This is a genomic window from Fibrobacter sp. UWR4, assembly GCF_003149045.1.
Lineage (GTDB): Bacteria > Fibrobacterota > Fibrobacteria > Fibrobacterales > Fibrobacteraceae > Fibrobacter.
The window spans coordinates 1-14,936 of the sequence record NZ_QGDU01000019.1 but is presented as its reverse complement, the minus strand read 5'-3'; the positions used below and the strand labels follow the sequence as shown (position 1 = coordinate 14,936).

The following is a 14,936-nucleotide window of genomic DNA, read 5'->3' as shown; positions in this document are numbered from 1 at the left end:
GGCTTTCAAGGATTAGGGCTAGTTGGAACTTGATTTCCCGTTGTGAGTGTTGTAAATATCACATTTTTTCCCTTGAAGAGGAAATAAAAAGATAGAATTTTTTTCGAACCTATGTTAGTCAAGTCTAATTTCGGGACGGACTATCTGCGTCGTATATGCCGCTTTCCTCATTTGGGCTTTGTCCATTTTCTGTAAATTTCTATCTTTGGGCTGCATTTTATGAGGTAATCTCCTATGAGTACAGAGGCAGAAAAGCCGAATTTCATTACTTCCTCTCTTGACTTCCTGGTCAACTGGGGTCGTACCAATTCCCTGTGGCCGTTCCCTTATGGTACGGCTTGCTGTGCAATCGAATTCATGAGTACGGAAGTGGGTCGTTACGACTTGTCCCGTATCGGTTCTGAATACGTGCGCTTTACCCCGCGTCAGTCTGACGTCCTGCTGGTGTCCGGCACCATTACTTATAAGCAGGCTCCGATCCTGAAGCGTATGTACGAGCAGATGGCTGAACCCAAGTGGGTCATCGCCATGGGTGCTTGTGCTAGCTCTGGCGGTTTCTATGACTGCTACTGCACTGTTCCGGGCATTGACCACATTATCCCCGTAGACGTTTATATCGGTGGCTGCCCCAGCCGTCCGGAAGCTTTCTTCGACGCCATGTTCGACCTGCAGAACAAGATCAAGGACGAATCCTTCATGAAGCAGCGTGCCGAACGAGTCAAGGAACAGCTGGAACTCATCAAGGCAAAGACTGCCGAAGCCAAGGCCGAAGCTAAGGCTCTCGCTAGCGAAAAGATCGCTGACGCCAAGAATTTCCTGATTGAAAAGGAACAGATGCTGGTGAAGAAAGCCCAGTTCTGGAAGGAGTAAGGAATGGAATCTGTAGATAAGATTATCGAGCTCCTTGGAGCCAAGTTCGGTGCAACTCCGGACCAGGCAGCCAAGTGGGATGCTTGCGTAGTCGTTCCCAAGGAAAATCTCCACGCCGCCGTGGAATTCCTCAAGAATGAAGCCCCCGTCAAGATGGATATGCTCCTGGACGCTGCGGGTATCGACTACTTGACTTACCCCAATCATGAAGGTCCTCGTTTTGCGGTCTCCTATGCATTCAAGAGCATGACCGTCGCTGGCGCCCGCATCCGTCTTAAGGTGCTGGTCAGCGAAGCGGACCTCCAGGTCCAGTCCGTTACCGACCTGTACAAGAGTGCCGACTGGCTCGAACGCGAAGTCTTTGACCAGTATGGAGTTAAGTTCATCGGCCACCCCGATCTGCGTCGTATTTTGAATCACGTTGAATTTATCGGTCACCCGCTTCGCAAGGATTATCCTGCCCATAAGCGTCAGTGGCTTTCTACCAGCGACTTCCTGCTTCCCGCTCTCGAACAGCGCCTTGAATCCAAGGGTTACAAGGTCATCGAACGCTCCGAAGAAGTGGATCCCGTTGATGAAGATTTTCTTGAAGGGAGTATTAAGGCATGATCGTATTAGATCCGAATGGCGAAAAGCAGAGCCTCATGGCTCTGAATGTGGGCCCGACTCATCCGGCAACCCACCACTGCGTACGTTTGCTTGCCGCTCTCGATGGCGAAACCATCGTTGCTGGCGTCAGCGAAATCGGCTTTATGCACCGTGGCTTTGAAAAGATGGTGGAACGCGGCACCTGGCAGCAGGCTCTCCCGTACACCGACCGTCTGAACTACTGCTCTGCCATGATGAACAACATCGCTTTCTGCCGTACCGTAGAAAAGATGTTCGGCATTGAAATCCCGGAACGCAACAAGGTCATCCGCGTTATCGTGAATGAACTTTCCCGTATCAACGACCACTTCATCTGCGTGGCCGCTGCATTCCAGGACCTTGGCGGTACCACTCCGTTCATGTATGCATTTAACCCCCGTGAAGAAATCATGCTGATCTGGGAAAAGCTCACAGGCGCTCGTCTGACGAACAGCTATGCCCGTATCGGTGGCCTCTATCGCGATACTTACAATGGTTTCGAAGACGAAGTCCTCGCAGCTTGCAACTCTGTGGAAAAGGCCCTCAAGGACCTGCACGCTTGCTTGGATCGTAACCGTATCTTCCTGGATCGTACCGTTGGCGTTGCCAAGATTTCCAAGGAAGACGCAATCAGCTACGGCTGGACCGGCCCTGTACTCCGTGCTACCGGCGTAGAAAGCGACCTGCGTAAGGATGAACCGTATTACGATTACGAAACCTACGACTGGGACGTTGTGGTTGGCACCAATGGTGACGCAAACGACCGTCTGCAGGTTCGTCTCGCTGAAATTGAAGAATCCGTGAAGATCGTTCGCCAGGCTCTGAAGCGTCTCGCTCCGGGTCCCATCGATATCGTCGACCCCCGCATCCGCGTGCCGTCCCACAAGATGGCCTATCAGGATATGGAAGGCCTCATAGGCCGCTTCAAGAGCGTCTACGAAGGCATCCGCGTACCGGAAGGCGAATTCTACTGCGGTACCGAATGCGCAAACGGCGAACTGGGCTTCACCATCGTTTCCGATGGTTCCGGTCACCCGTACCGTATCAAGGTTCGTTCCCCGAGCCTCGCTCACGTTTCTGCTTTCAACTACCTGGTTGAAGGCCTTACCCTTGCTGACTCCATGGCTACTCTGCCTGGCCTCAACATGATTGCAGGAGAACTCGACCGATGAGAGAACATATTGAAGGTGCCGTTCAGGTCGTTGCCAACAACAACCTGAAGTTCGATCGCCCGCAGCAGCCCATTGGCTATGCTGCAGATCCGGCTGAAACTTTTGGCCATGTACACAAGGCTCAGCCCCAGCCTCCCACCAAGGAAGTGCTGGACAAGCTGAACGCTCCCGAAATCAAGGAACGTTGTGCCGATCTCCTGAGCCGTTATCCCGAAGGCCAGGGCGCTCTTCTTGAAGTGCTTTGGTTGGTTCAGGGCGTTTTCGGTTGGGTTCCCACCGAAGGTATCCGCTGGGCTGCAAACGTCTGCGGTTGCGCTCCTGCTCACGCTCTTGGCGTTGCTACTTTCTACACCATGTACAATCACGCCCCCAAGGGCAAGTTCCTGCTGCAGTTCTGCCGTAACATCAGCTGCGCAATCAAGGGCGCTCAGCCCCTGATCAAGTACGTGGAAAACAAGCTGGGCATCAAGTCCGGCGAAACCACTCCCGATGGCATGTTCACCATCCTCCAGGTCGAATGCCTGGGCTCCTGCGGCAACGGCCCCATGATGCTGGTGAACGATGACTTCGCAACTGACGTAGTGAATGGCGAACTGAAGATGAAGCGCGGCACTACTCTGACCGAAGCTTCCATCGATCGCATCATCGACTGGTGCAAGGCCCACGCAAACAATGTTCCCAAGCACGACGTGCTGGGCGGTGTTGTGAAGGGGCACTGCGGTCACCCGGGTGCTCCTGGTGCAACTGCAAAGCCTCAGGTCGCTGACTACGCTCCTCCTTCTCCGGTTCTTTGCGTTAAGGCCGAAGCAGACGAAACTGGCGCTACCCTCACTTGGAAGGGCGCTCCGGAATTCACTAAGATCGTCGTCGAAAAGAAGTCTGGCAATGATTGGGTCGCTGTTGGCGAACCCGGCGTCAAGGACAAGGCTTTTGTGGACGCAGCAGGTAAGGTCGGCGATGAATATCGCATGATCGCAACCTCCGGCGAACGCGTTGCCAAGCCCTCCGCAGTTGCTGTTACCACTCAGAAGCCGGCTCCGGAAGAAAAGGCGGTATAATTATGGCAGAATGCGTAAAAGTTTGTACTGAAAACTTCGGCAAGGGCGCCCAGGACATTGAAGTCTACAAGAAGCTGGGCGGCTACGAAAATATTTCCGAACGTCTGTTCAACATGAGCCAGTTCGAGCTCATCGACTACGTCCAGCGCTCCAATCTGCGTGGCCGTGGCGGTGCAGGCTTCCCCACTGGTATGAAGTGGAGCTTCGTTCCCCGCGGTACCGGCAAGCCGGTTTACATCGTGGTGAACGCTGACGAAGGCGAAGGCGGTACCTTCAAGGATCACTTCCTCATGCTGGAAGATCCTCATCGCTTGATCGAAGGTCTTATCATCGCCGCTTGGGCTCTGGGTTCCCGCGCAGCTTACATCTACTGCCGTGGCGAATTCCTGCCCTGCATCGAAAGCCTCAACAAGGCTCTGAACCAGGCTTATGCCGCCGGCTACCTTGGCGAAAATATCTGCGGAACCAAGTTCTGCTTCGATATCTTCGTACACCGTGGCGCTGGCGCCTACATTTGCGGTGAAGAAACCGCACTCATTAACTCTCTCGAAGGCCAGAAGGGTCAGCCCCGCCTGAAGCCGCCTTTCCCGGCTGTTAGCGGTGCCTGGAAGAGCCCCACCTGCGTGAACAACGTGGAAACCATTATGGCTCTCCCCTGGATCCTCAAGCACGATCCTAGCGAATACGCCAAGATGGGTACTCCCCGTGCAGGCGGTACCAAGGTGTTCTGCATTTCTGGTGACGTAAAGAACCCGGGCGTTTACGAAGCTCCTCTCGGAACTCCCATGATGACCATGATCAACGAATACGCCGGTGGCGTGGTGGGCGGCAAGCTGAAGGCTGTGCTGCCGGGCGGTTCCTCTTGTGCTCCGCTGACTGCCGAAGAAGCTGCAGTTGCCACCATGGACTACGAATGTTTGGCCTCCATGAAGACTATGTTCGGTTCCGGTGCTATGATCGTCATCAACGACACCCACAACATGGTGGATTTGTTGAACGTTCTGGGTAACTTCTACAGCCACGAATCTTGCGGCCAGTGCACTCCTTGCCGCGAAGGTACCGGTCTTTTGCACCGCATTTTGAACCAGATCGTTGCTGGCAACGGTCATGACGGCGATGTGGAACTGATGCAGAGCCTCTGTGGTGGTTTCGGTGGTGTTACCATTTGCCCGCTGTCCATTTCCTTGGGTGGCCCGGTTGGTGCTTACAGTGCCAAGTTCCGTGCTGACTTTGACGAATACATCGCAAAGAATCCGGATCACGCAAAGCCCCGTGTACAAGAAACTTATCGTCCTGGAATCTTCTGGTAATAAATTATGAGTAACTTCTATAACATGCCGAAACTCCCGACCGAAAACAGCCCGAAGGTGGAAATCTTCGTGGATGACAAGGCCGTGATGGTTCCTGGCGACACAAACCTCCTCGAAGCCCTCAAGGCTGTCGGGATTGAAACTCCTCACGTCTGTTACCATCCGTATCTTCCGGTTTCCGGTAACTGCCGTCAGTGCCTCGTTGAACAGGAAGGCCCCCGCGGTCGTATGCTGGTCATTGCCTGCTACACTCCTGTTGCCCCGGGCATGAAGATCTACACTCCTGCATCCTCTGCTCGCGTAAAGAACGCTCGCAAGGCTACCCAGGAATTCATGCTGGTGAACCACCCGCTGGACTGCCCCATTTGCGACAAGGCCGGCGAATGCACCCTGCAGGAAAACTACATGGAAGCTGGCCAGAACGAAGGCCGCATGCGTCCGGAATATGGTAAGAACTACCACGGTAATCCGGCTCACCAGTTCATTGACAGTAAGGGTCAGGTCCGCGGTGGTAAGCATGTGGATATCGGCCCCCGCATTCTTCTCGACGAAGAACGTTGCGTCCAGTGTGACCGTTGCGTACGTTTCATGCGCACCATCGCCAAGGATGAACAGCTGCAGCTGGCTGGCCGTGCTGACCATACTTACATCACTACATTCCCTGGCGAAAAGCTGGATCACGAATATGACCTTTGCGTTACCGATGTGTGCCCCACTGGCGCAATGACTGCAAAGTACTTCCGTTTCCAGAAGCGTGTATGGCTCCTGAGCCACACTCCCACCATCTCCATGGATGACTCCCTGGGTGCAAACATCTGGCTGGATCACGCTGATGGCAAGATCTACCGTATGATGCCTCGCTGCAACCCGGAAGTGAACCGTAGCTGGCTCTCTAACACCAGCCGTCTCGCTTTCCAGACTTTCAATCAGAATCGTCTGCCGGCTATCGGCGGCATGAGCGTCATGAAGGACGCCATCAAGAATGGTAAGGTTGCCCTGGTTGCTGGTGGCGAATGCACCATCGAAGACCTGGCTGCATTCCGTATGCTGAAGGAATCCCTGGGCGACCGCGCAGAAATCTTCGCAGGTACCCTCAAGATCAAGTCTGAACCTGATGGCATTGCCAAGAGCGGTGACCCCATGGCTAACCGCGCAGGCTTCAAGCTCCTGGGTCTCCCGGATGACAATCTGTGGGATCTCGCTCAGCGCGTTTCTGAATTCTCCGTGCTGGTCTGCGTGAACAACAACATCGTTGGCGAAGGCAACAAGTCCATGGACGTCATCGAAAAGATTCCGACCCGCATTGTTCTTTCCGCTTTCAACGACGAAACTGCAAGCAAGGCAACTCTCGCTTTCGGTATCAAGCATTGGAGCGAAGTGCAGGGCACTATGGTGAACTCCCTCAACATTCTCCAGAAGTTGAACGCTGCTCCCACCTGCCCCGATGCAGAACTGAAGCCCGCCTACGAAGTTCTCTCTGAACTTGCTGGTAACACCTTCACCTGTGCCTATGACGCTTTCAAGAAGGCTGCCGAATACGCTCCGGCTCTCGCAGGCCTTGCATACGATTGCATCAAGAGCACTGGCCTTCATCTTGAAGGAGGTAACGCATAATGGATATTATCGAATCCAAATCCTGGGTTGAATGGCTGATCACGATCGCAAAGTTCGCCTTCTGCTTCGTGCCGGTCCTTTACATCCTTCTCTTGATTCCTATGGAACGCCGTGGCGCCGGCTTTATGCAGGACCGTCAGGGACCGAACCGTTCCTACATCAAGTTCCCCATCTTCGGTAGGGTCCGCCTGTTCGGCTATGTCCAGAACATGTGCGACGGTACCAAGCTGTTCTTCAAGGAAATGTTTGCCCCCAAGGGTTCTAGCAAGTTCCTCTACTATCTGGGACCTGCTATTCCCTTTGCAATCGTGTTCCTTTCTCCCTGCGTCATTCCCTGGTTTGGCCCCATGGCCTTCGAATGGGGTGGCAAGGCTGTAAAGATCAGCGGTTCTATCCTTGATTCCGACGTGGGTATCCTGCTGCTCTTTGGTCTGTCCTCCCTGTCTGCCTACGGTGCAGTTCTTTCTGGTTGGGCATCCAAGTCCAAGTACAGCTACCTGGGTTCTCTTCGTACTTCTGCAATGACCGTCAGTTACGAAGTCTGCCAGGGCCTTTCCATGATGGGCCTCCTGGTTCTCGCAGGTTCTTTCAACCTGACCGACATCGTCAGCTGGCAGGAACACCATGTGTGGGGCATTGTGGCCCAGCCTGTGGCATTCTTCTGCTTCCTCATTGCAACTATCGCAGAAACTGGCCGTGCTCCCTTCGACGTTGCCGAAGGTGAACCGGAACTGGTTGCTGGTTACCACACCGAATACGGTGCAATGCAGTTCGGTATGTTCTATATGGGCGAATACGCTCATATCTGCATCGCTTCCTTCCTGGTGGCAACCCTCTTCCTTGGCGGTTACTCTGTTCCGTTCGTGACTACCGAAACCATGCAGGCTCACATGGGCGGCTCTCTGACCGTTCTCTGTGGCATTCTCGCTTTCCTGGCCCTTGCATTCCTCCACATGGTCCATCGCTACTCCAAGAAGCTGGCTCTCTCCAAGCAGTCCAACAAGATGGTCATTCTCCAGGAATACAAGCTGTACAACCTGGTGGGCGGTATCGCTGCAGTCGTGTTCATCGCTGCAGCAATCTGCGCATGGATGTTCTATACTCCGGAAGTCGCTTACACTGCAAGTGGCGCAAACACCCTGGCAACCGCTCTCGGTACTGCTGTGATCCACCTGCTGGTCCTCGTGATCAAGAGCGTGATGTTCTGCTGGGTTTGGATCTGGGTTCGCTGGACTCTGCCCCGCTTCCGCTATGACCACGTCATGCACCTGGGCTGGAAGATCATTCTTAACATCGCTATCCTGAACCTCATTGTGACTGCAGTTATTGCAAAGCTTGTGGGAGGTAGTAACTAATGGCTCGTATTATCAAACAGAAGCCCATGAACTGGGTGGAACGCCTCTACATTTTCGAGGCTATGCGTGGTCTGTGGACCACCCTCAAGCACGCTGCCCGCGGTTTCTTCCGCTATGAACAGCTGCCCACCATTTCCTATCCTGAAGGTCAGCCGGAAATCCTCCCGACCTACCGTGCAAAGCATCGTTTGATGCTGCGCCCCGATGGCACCCCTCGTTGCGTCGCCTGCGGTATGTGCGCTGCTGCTTGCCCTGCTCACTGTATCTTCATCGAAGCAACTCAGTCCGATGATCCCCGTATCGAAAAGCGCGTCATGCGTTTCGACATCGACCATCTGGTCTGCGTGTTCTGCGGCCTTTGCGCAGAAGCCTGCCCGGTAGATGCTCTCCGCATGGATACCAAGGAAATCGTATTTGAACACCGTACCCGTGAAGAATTCGTGGCCCACATGGCTGATCTCATCAACTGGGATCCCAAGGATTACCCCGATGACGCACAGAGCCAGATGGCTCCGGGCGGTACCAAGAACGCCGAGGCCCGCAAGGTCTGGGGCATGGAGGTTAAATAATGCTCGCCCTGATTTATTTCATCGTTCTGGCAGTGATCGCAGTTGGCTCCGCTATCTGCGTGCTCCTCGCCAAGCACCCCCTCTATGGTGCTCTTTCCCTCATCCTGTCCATGCTTTCCATGGCTGGCATCTACGGCCTTCTGGGCAGCCCCTTCATGGGTGTAGTCCAGATCATGGTCTATGCCGGTGCTATCGTCATGCTCCTGACCTTCGTGATCATGGTGCTGAACGCTGGCAAGGATAACAACACCCCGCGCTTCGACAAGGTTTCCCTCTTTGTGGTTCCCGCAGTTGTTGTTCTTTGTGGCCTAGTTGGTTTCGTCCTGGTTCGTGCACCTCTCGCTTTCGACGCAACGACTATCCGTGGCAGCGTGAAGTTCACTTCCGAAACCTTGTTCAACATGGCTCAGAACGGCCCCGGTTACTTCGTCCTGTTCGAAGTTCTCGGTCTGTTGCTTCTGTCTTCTATGGCTGCTGCAGTTCTCATGGCTAAGAAGCGCCTGGGTTCTGAAGTGTCTGAAAAGGAGGGTAAATAATGGAACTCCAAGCTATGTACATTCAGATCCTCGCCCTGGTGCTTTTCACCATCGGCCTGGTTGTTGCAATTGCCCGCCGTAACATCTTCTTCGTGCTGATGGGTGTTGAACTCGCCCTTAACGCCGTGAACCTGTCCATGGTTGGCTTTGCAAAGACTCTGCCTGCTGAATTGAGTGCCGCAGGTCAGATCGTTCCGCTGTTCACTATCGCTGTGGCTGCCGCAGAAGCTTGCGTTGGCCTTGCTCTGGTGATCCTGATTTTCCGTAACCGTGAAAGTGTTGACTCTGACTCTTTCACTAACATGAAGGGGTAAGCCATGACAAATTTACCGCTTTGGTTCATTCCGCTTTTCCCGCTGATCGGCACGATCCTGCTCGGCATCATTGCCGTAGCATCTTCCGGCAGCAAGAAGGGCCCTTCTGAAGGTCTGGTGGGCGCACTGGCTGTGCTGTTCCCCGCACTGGCTTTCGCAAGTGTTGTGGTCCTCTCTCTGAATATGCCCGAAGAAGGCATCCGCAGCGTGTTGTGCAACTGGATCGATCTCTCGTTCCTCAACGTGAATTTCGGCTTCCTGTTTGACAACCTGTCCCGCATTATGTTGCTGTTCGTAACCGGCATCGGTTCTCTGATCGCCCTTTACTCCATCGGCTACATGCACGGTGACCGCGGTTTTGCCCGCTTCTTCTCCTATATCAACCTGTTCCTCTTCAGCATGATCGTGTTGGTCCTTTCCGACAACCTCATGCTTACCTTCTTCGGTTGGGAAGGCGTAGGACTCTGCTCCTACCTGCTGATCGGTTTCTGGAACCACGACAAGGACAACTGCAAGGCTGCTAACAAGGCTTTCATCGTGAACCGCGTTGGTGATATCGGCTTCCTCATGGGTATGCTGATCCTCATCTTCCTGGGCCTGAACGTTGCTCAGTCCAATTCCATCCTTCAGTATGACTCCCTGCTGAGCTTCCTCAAGGCTGCAATTGCCGGTGGTCAGATTGCTATCATCATGCCGGCTCTCACCGCTGCCGGTATCTGCTTCTTCGTCGGCTGCACCGGTAAGTCCGCTCAGATTCCTCTTCTCACTTGGTTGCCCGATGCAATGGCTGGTCCGACCCCGGTTTCCGCCTTGATCCATGCTGCAACCATGGTGACTTCTGGCGTCTACCTGCTTGCTCGTCTTTCTACCATGTTCGCCGCTCTGCCGGTGGTCCTGGACATCATCACTATCGTTGGTGCCCTGACTGCTTTCTGGGCTGCAGTTTCTGGCCTTTTCCAGAACGACATCAAGAAGGTGCTTGCATACTCTACCATCTCTCAGCTGGGCTACATGTTCATGGCTGCAGGTGTGGCTGCTTTCGATGCTTCCATCTTCCACGTCTTCACCCACGCCTTCTTCAAGGCCGCTCTGTTCCTCGGTGCCGGTGCTGTGATTCACGCTCTGGCTGGTGAACAGGATATGCGCAAGATGGGTGGCCTGGCCAAGAAGGTGCCCGTTACCGCCGGCGTCATGCTGCTTGCTTTCGCTGCCATTATCGGTATCCCGGGCTTTGCAGGTTTCTGGTCCAAGGACCTCATTCTTGAAAAGCTGTACATGAGCGGTCCTATGGGTCCTGCATTCTATGCAGTTGGCCTCCTCACCGCAGTGATTACCGCTGTCTATATGACTCGCTTGATTATCATGACCTTCTTCGGTGAATACCGTGGTTCCAAGGAAAGCGAAGCTCATATTCACGAAGCTCCGGCTTGCATGCTGATTCCGATGGTGATCCTCGCTGCTGGCGCAGTTGGTACTGGTTACCTCTGGGCTGAATCCCTGGGTCTCAACACTTTCGAACATGCTCTCGCACCGGTTGTGGGTGAAGCACAGAACGCCGTGGCTCATTCCGCCGCTCACGTGAACCCCATGATGTTTGCCGCTCTCGGTACTCTCGCCGCTCTGGTGGGTATCGTCATTGCTTACTTCGCATTCAAGAAGGTTCCCACTGCTACCAAGAGCACTCGCCCCGAAGGTGGCAAGGCAACTTGGACCTTCCTCTTCGACATTATTCACGGCTGGTTCATTGGCCTTACCAATGTGATCGCCTGGATTGTCGACAACTGCGTGGATAAGCTGGTGCAGTTCGCACAGTGGCTGGTTGCCAACATTACCCTGATCCTGGGTGATGGTGCCGCATCCTTCCAGGTACGCAAGGTCCGTCTGCAGCTTGCTCTTAGCATCGCTGGCGTGGCAGCCCTTGTACTTGTTGTTCTTCTGACTGGAGGTTTGATCTAATGCTTCTCCATCTCCTCGTCTTGGCCCCGTTTGTTGCAGCTATCCTCATGGTTGCAACTTCCAAGGAAGATCCTAAGTCTTCCTCTCGCATGGCCTTCCTCTTCGGCATCGCTTTCGTAGTGATGTCTGTTGCTCTGCTCGTCTCTGGCAACCAGGCTACGGATCCCGTAGAATGGTTCAAGCTCCCTGGCGCAAAGGGCCCTGTCTACTACTTCCTCTATAACGGCAGCTTCGGTGGCTGGATGGTGCTCCTCTCCACGGCACTCTCCCTGGTCGCCTTGATTACTGCCCGCAACACTACCTGCAAGAACTACCGCAACTTCGCCATCGGCATCTTCGCCTTGATGGGCTCCATGAACGGTACCTTCCTTGCCGGTGATGCTGTTCTCTTCTTCTTCTTCTTCGAAGCAATGGTGATTCCCGCTGCAATCCTCATCGCAGGTTTCGGCGGTAAGGAAAAGGCCAAGGCTGCAATGACATTTGCCATCTACACTCTCGTAGGTTCCGCTCCTATGATGGTGGCCCTGTGGTACATGCTCACTATCGCAGACAACGCACTGCCCATTTCTCTGGCAAGCGCCTTCCATACCATGGATCCCGCTCTCCAGATGACTATCGTGGTCAGCTTCCTCCTTGCTTTCCTGGTGAAGACCCCGATTTTCCCGTTCCACGGCTGGCAGGCAATTTCCTATGCTGAAGCTCCGGCTCCTCTCTCTGCAATCCTTACCGGTGCAATGAGTAAGGCTGGCGTATTCGGCATGCTTTACTGGGTAATCCTGCTCTTCCCGGAACGCACCATGGATATCGCAAATCCCATGATGGTTCTCGGTCTCGTGACTGCTGTCTATGGCGCTCTCATGGCTCTCCGCGCAAAGGATGCCAAGAAGCTCCTGGCCTTCAGCTCCATGGGTCATCTCGGCCTTGCTGTTGCTGGCCTCTTTACCATTACCGATACCATGTTCCCCGCAGTGCTGATCCTCCTGGTTGCTCACGGTCTTTCCGCTGGCGCCCAGTTCTTCCTGATGGGTATTGCAGAACGTTACACCGGTACTCGCGAACTGGACAAGATGGGCGCTCTTGCAACCAAGACTCCCGTGTTCGGCACCCTGTTCGGCTTTGTGGCTGTCATGGCCCTGGCTGTTCCTGGTACCGCAGGCTTTATCGGTGAATTCAACGTTCTCGTTTCCCTGTGGCTCATCGGCCCTGTTCCTGCAATCGTCGCAGGTCTCTGCATCATCCTTTCCGCTGCTTACATGCTCCGCTTTGTCCAGAAGGTGATCTTCGGCAAGGCTCAGAGCGAATATGTCGAAGGTCCTCGCATGACCGCCCTGGAAGGTTCTTCCATCGGCATCCTGGCTGTCCTTCTCCTGGTCTTTGGTATCCACCCGTCCTTCGTGACCTCCAACTCCTATAACCTCCTCTCCGAAGAAACCATCGAAAAGATGAAGGCTCCCGCAGAAGTGGTGAAGGAAGAAGCTCCTGCAGCAGAAACCGCCAAGGTTGAAGCTGTTGCTGAAGAAGCCGCACCGGAAGAAGGTGTGGAAGACGTGGCTCAGCCCATGACCGAAGATGACTTCAAGCAGCTGGACGAAAACCTGAAGGCAAACGGCTTCAGCGATGAGGAACGCGCTTCCCTGATCGCTCAGCTGAAAGAAATGAATGCTGCTGAAGGAGGTAACAACTAATGAATACCATTATGATTCTTCTGCCGGTTATCCTGGTCGCCGTTGGCGCCCTCATCTCCTTGGCAACTGAACCGTTCCTCAAGGACGAAAACAAGCATAAGGTTCTTCCCTGGATCGCTTCCGCTTTCGTTCTCCTGGCCATCGGTTCCTACGCCCTGGTTTCTACCGATACCGCTTTTGGTCTGTACGCCATGGATCCGGTTCGCCGCCTCCTGGGCATTGCGGTCCTCTTCTGCGGTTTCCTCGGCATTGCTGGTGTCCAGTGGACCCTCGGTCATGAAAAGTTCAAGGGTGGCGAAGCTTACGCCCTCCTGATGCTCGCTACCTGTGGCGCAGCCCTCATGACCCAGGCTGTGGATTACCTGGCCCTGTTCCTCGGTATGGAACTGGCTAGCTTCCCGATTTACGCCCTGGTTGCAATCCGCCGCAAGGATGTGAACGCAAACGAAGGTGCTTTCAAGTACTTCGTTTCCGGCTCCATCTTCAGCGCCCTCTTCCTCTACGGTGTGGTCCTGGTCTACGGTGCAACAGGTTCTACCCACTTCGGCGCAAAGATCCTGGAAGGTCGCGAATCCCTGTTCGCAATCGGTTCCTTCCTCACCGTGATTGGCCTGCTCTTCAAGGCTGGTGCTGCTCCTGTCCACTTCTGGGTGGCTGACGTCTACACCGGTGCTTCCGTTGCAGTGACCGGCTTCATGGCTGCCGTCGTTAAGGTCGGCGCTCTTGCCGCTCTCGCTTCCGTCTGGCTCGGCACTCTCGCCGCAAAGACTGGCGTGGCTGTCTGGAATCTTTCCGAACCCGCAACCTTTGGCGCTCAGCCCAAGGCTCTGTACTACGTGGTTGTCATCGTCTCCCTGCTTTCCATGGTCTACGGTGCATTTGGTGGTCTCGCTCAGAAGTCCATCCGCCGCATCCTGGCTTACTCTGCAGTGATGAACGCTGGCTTCATCGTGATCGGCCTCCTGCTCCCCGCATTCGTGGAACAGGGCACCGTCCAGATGAGCTCCATGTTCTACTTCCTGCTGACCTATGCAATCGGTTCCGCTGGCGCTCTCACTGGTGTTGCCTACCTGGCAGGCCGTGACGACCGCAACGAAACCCTGGACGACCTCCGCGGCCGCGGTCGCAAGCGTCCCTTCGTTGCCCTGGGTACTGCAGTTTGCCTGGCAAGCCTTGCCGGCCTTCCGCCTGCAGCAGGTTTCCTGGCCAAGTTCAGCCTGTTCTCCGAAGCAATGGCTGGTGGCCTCGGCTGGCTCGCCGCTGTAGCATTCGCTCTGTCCCTGGTGGCAGCCGTCTACTACCTGCGCGTGGCCTTCGTCCTCTTTGCCCCGGCAAAGTGTGAATGCGAAATCAAGTGCTGCTGCGCCCAGAGCGCACCCTTCAGCTATCTGCTGAAGTTCGGCGTTGCTGTTGCAGCCCTCGTGCTCCTGGCCCTGGGCGTCATGCCCAGCGTAGCACTGTAATCCCGCCCGTCATGCCGAACTCGTTTCGGCATCGGCTGGAAAAAATTGACGTAGCTGTATAAGCTAGTGATTATGAAAACACCCTGTAGGTAACGCCTACGGGGTGTTTTTTTGTAAAATGTAACCGGTTGCAGGTCAACACGTTATGAATACTTACAAAAAAACTTACTAAAAGTACTTTATTTGTAGTGAGAATCACATGTTTTGTGAAAAATGATTGGAATTTTTACAGGAATTTCTAATTTTTATTGCGAAAAAATTTTAAGAGACGCGGATTCTCATCGTCAAGTAAATCCGATCTAGGCTGAAAACAAAAAAAATCCCTAGAAAGTGAATTCTAGGGATGGTTAGGTTTCTAACTTGCGTTTTCGACCAAGAAAAGGACAAGCGATGAGACTTAACCGAGA

General features: G+C 54.2%; 12 protein-coding genes and 1 pseudogene. All 13 read left to right on the top strand.

Going from position 1 to position 14,936, the window contains the following annotated elements; genetic code table 11:
* Positions 1-234 precede the first annotated feature (234 nt).
* Positions 235-735: pseudogene (locus tag BGX12_RS15940) on the top strand (NADH-quinone oxidoreductase subunit B); the annotation flags it as partial.
* Between the two features lie 138 nt (positions 736-873).
* Positions 874-1,479 (top strand): NADH-quinone oxidoreductase subunit C, encoded by a 606-nt coding sequence (locus BGX12_RS09085; RefSeq protein WP_109735758.1) that lies wholly within the window; start codon positions 874-876, stop codon positions 1,477-1,479.
* Positions 1,476-2,669 carry an NADH-quinone oxidoreductase subunit D gene (locus BGX12_RS09080; protein ID WP_109735757.1) on the top strand — a complete coding sequence of 398 codons (1,194 nt, stop codon included), beginning with the start codon at positions 1,476-1,478 and terminating at the stop codon, positions 2,667-2,669. The genes BGX12_RS09085 and BGX12_RS09080 overlap by 4 nt, the downstream gene beginning before the upstream one ends.
* Positions 2,666-3,727 carry an NAD(P)H-dependent oxidoreductase subunit E gene (locus BGX12_RS09075; RefSeq protein ID WP_109735756.1) on the top strand — a complete coding sequence of 354 codons (1,062 nt, stop codon included), beginning with the start codon at positions 2,666-2,668 and terminating at the stop codon, positions 3,725-3,727. Before BGX12_RS09080 ends, BGX12_RS09075 begins: the two co-directional genes overlap by 4 nt.
* Positions 3,728-3,729: 2 nt before the next feature.
* On the top strand, positions 3,730-5,037 hold the full coding sequence (nuoF, locus tag BGX12_RS09070) for an NADH-quinone oxidoreductase subunit NuoF (protein WP_109735755.1): 1,308 nt from the start codon (positions 3,730-3,732) through the stop codon (positions 5,035-5,037).
* A gap of 24 nt (positions 5,038-5,061) precedes the next feature.
* Positions 5,062-6,651 carry a 2Fe-2S iron-sulfur cluster-binding protein gene (locus BGX12_RS09065; protein WP_233246338.1) on the top strand — a complete coding sequence of 530 codons (1,590 nt, stop codon included), beginning with the start codon at positions 5,062-5,064 and terminating at the stop codon, positions 6,649-6,651.
* Positions 6,651-8,006: a complex I subunit 1 family protein gene (locus tag BGX12_RS09060; RefSeq protein ID WP_109735753.1), complete on the top strand. Its 1,356-nt coding sequence runs from the start codon at positions 6,651-6,653 to the stop codon at positions 8,004-8,006. Before BGX12_RS09065 ends, BGX12_RS09060 begins: the two co-directional genes overlap by 1 nt.
* The gene (locus tag BGX12_RS09055) at positions 8,006-8,575 is read left to right on the top strand and encodes an NADH-quinone oxidoreductase subunit I (RefSeq protein ID WP_233246337.1); all 570 of its coding nucleotides are present in this window, start codon (positions 8,006-8,008) and stop codon (positions 8,573-8,575) included. The genes BGX12_RS09060 and BGX12_RS09055 overlap by 1 nt, the downstream gene beginning before the upstream one ends.
* Positions 8,575-9,111, top strand: a complete 537-nt coding sequence (locus BGX12_RS09050; RefSeq protein ID WP_109735752.1) for an NADH-quinone oxidoreductase subunit J — start codon at positions 8,575-8,577, stop codon at positions 9,109-9,111. The genes BGX12_RS09055 and BGX12_RS09050 overlap by 1 nt, the downstream gene beginning before the upstream one ends.
* Positions 9,111-9,425, top strand: a complete 315-nt coding sequence (gene nuoK, locus BGX12_RS09045) for an NADH-quinone oxidoreductase subunit NuoK (protein WP_109735751.1) — start codon at positions 9,111-9,113, stop codon at positions 9,423-9,425. Before BGX12_RS09050 ends, nuoK begins: the two co-directional genes overlap by 1 nt.
* A gap of 3 nt (positions 9,426-9,428) precedes the next feature.
* The gene (gene nuoL / locus BGX12_RS09040; protein ID WP_109735750.1) at positions 9,429-11,381 is read left to right on the top strand and encodes an NADH-quinone oxidoreductase subunit L; all 1,953 of its coding nucleotides are present in this window, start codon (positions 9,429-9,431) and stop codon (positions 11,379-11,381) included.
* Positions 11,381-13,066, top strand: a complete 1,686-nt coding sequence (locus tag BGX12_RS09035; protein ID WP_109735749.1) for a NuoM family protein — start codon at positions 11,381-11,383, stop codon at positions 13,064-13,066. Before nuoL ends, BGX12_RS09035 begins: the two co-directional genes overlap by 1 nt.
* Entirely contained in the window at positions 13,066-14,529 is a 1,464-nt protein-coding gene (locus BGX12_RS09030; RefSeq protein WP_109735748.1) for an NADH-quinone oxidoreductase subunit N, read from the top strand. The genes BGX12_RS09035 and BGX12_RS09030 overlap by 1 nt, the downstream gene beginning before the upstream one ends.
* Positions 14,530-14,936 lie beyond the last annotated feature (407 nt).

Coding starts and splice junctions, on each gene's coding strand:
- BGX12_RS09080 (WP_109735757.1), top strand. CDS start 1,476: ATGATCGTATTAGATCCGAATGGCGAAAAGCAGAGCCTCATGGCTCTG.
- nuoF (WP_109735755.1), top strand. CDS start 3,730: ATGGCAGAATGCGTAAAAGTTTGTACTGAAAACTTCGGCAAGGGCGCC.
- BGX12_RS09075 (WP_109735756.1), top strand. CDS start 2,666: ATGAGAGAACATATTGAAGGTGCCGTTCAGGTCGTTGCCAACAACAAC.
- BGX12_RS09035 (WP_109735749.1), top strand. CDS start 11,381: ATGCTTCTCCATCTCCTCGTCTTGGCCCCGTTTGTTGCAGCTATCCTC.
- BGX12_RS09065 (WP_233246338.1), top strand. CDS start 5,062: ATGCCGAAACTCCCGACCGAAAACAGCCCGAAGGTGGAAATCTTCGTG.
- BGX12_RS09055 (WP_233246337.1), top strand. CDS start 8,006: ATGGCTCGTATTATCAAACAGAAGCCCATGAACTGGGTGGAACGCCTC.
- BGX12_RS09050 (WP_109735752.1), top strand. CDS start 8,575: ATGCTCGCCCTGATTTATTTCATCGTTCTGGCAGTGATCGCAGTTGGC.
- nuoK (WP_109735751.1), top strand. CDS start 9,111: ATGGAACTCCAAGCTATGTACATTCAGATCCTCGCCCTGGTGCTTTTC.
- BGX12_RS09060 (WP_109735753.1), top strand. CDS start 6,651: ATGGATATTATCGAATCCAAATCCTGGGTTGAATGGCTGATCACGATC.
- BGX12_RS09085 (WP_109735758.1), top strand. CDS start 874: ATGGAATCTGTAGATAAGATTATCGAGCTCCTTGGAGCCAAGTTCGGT.
- nuoL (WP_109735750.1), top strand. CDS start 9,429: ATGACAAATTTACCGCTTTGGTTCATTCCGCTTTTCCCGCTGATCGGC.
- BGX12_RS09030 (WP_109735748.1), top strand. CDS start 13,066: ATGAATACCATTATGATTCTTCTGCCGGTTATCCTGGTCGCCGTTGGC.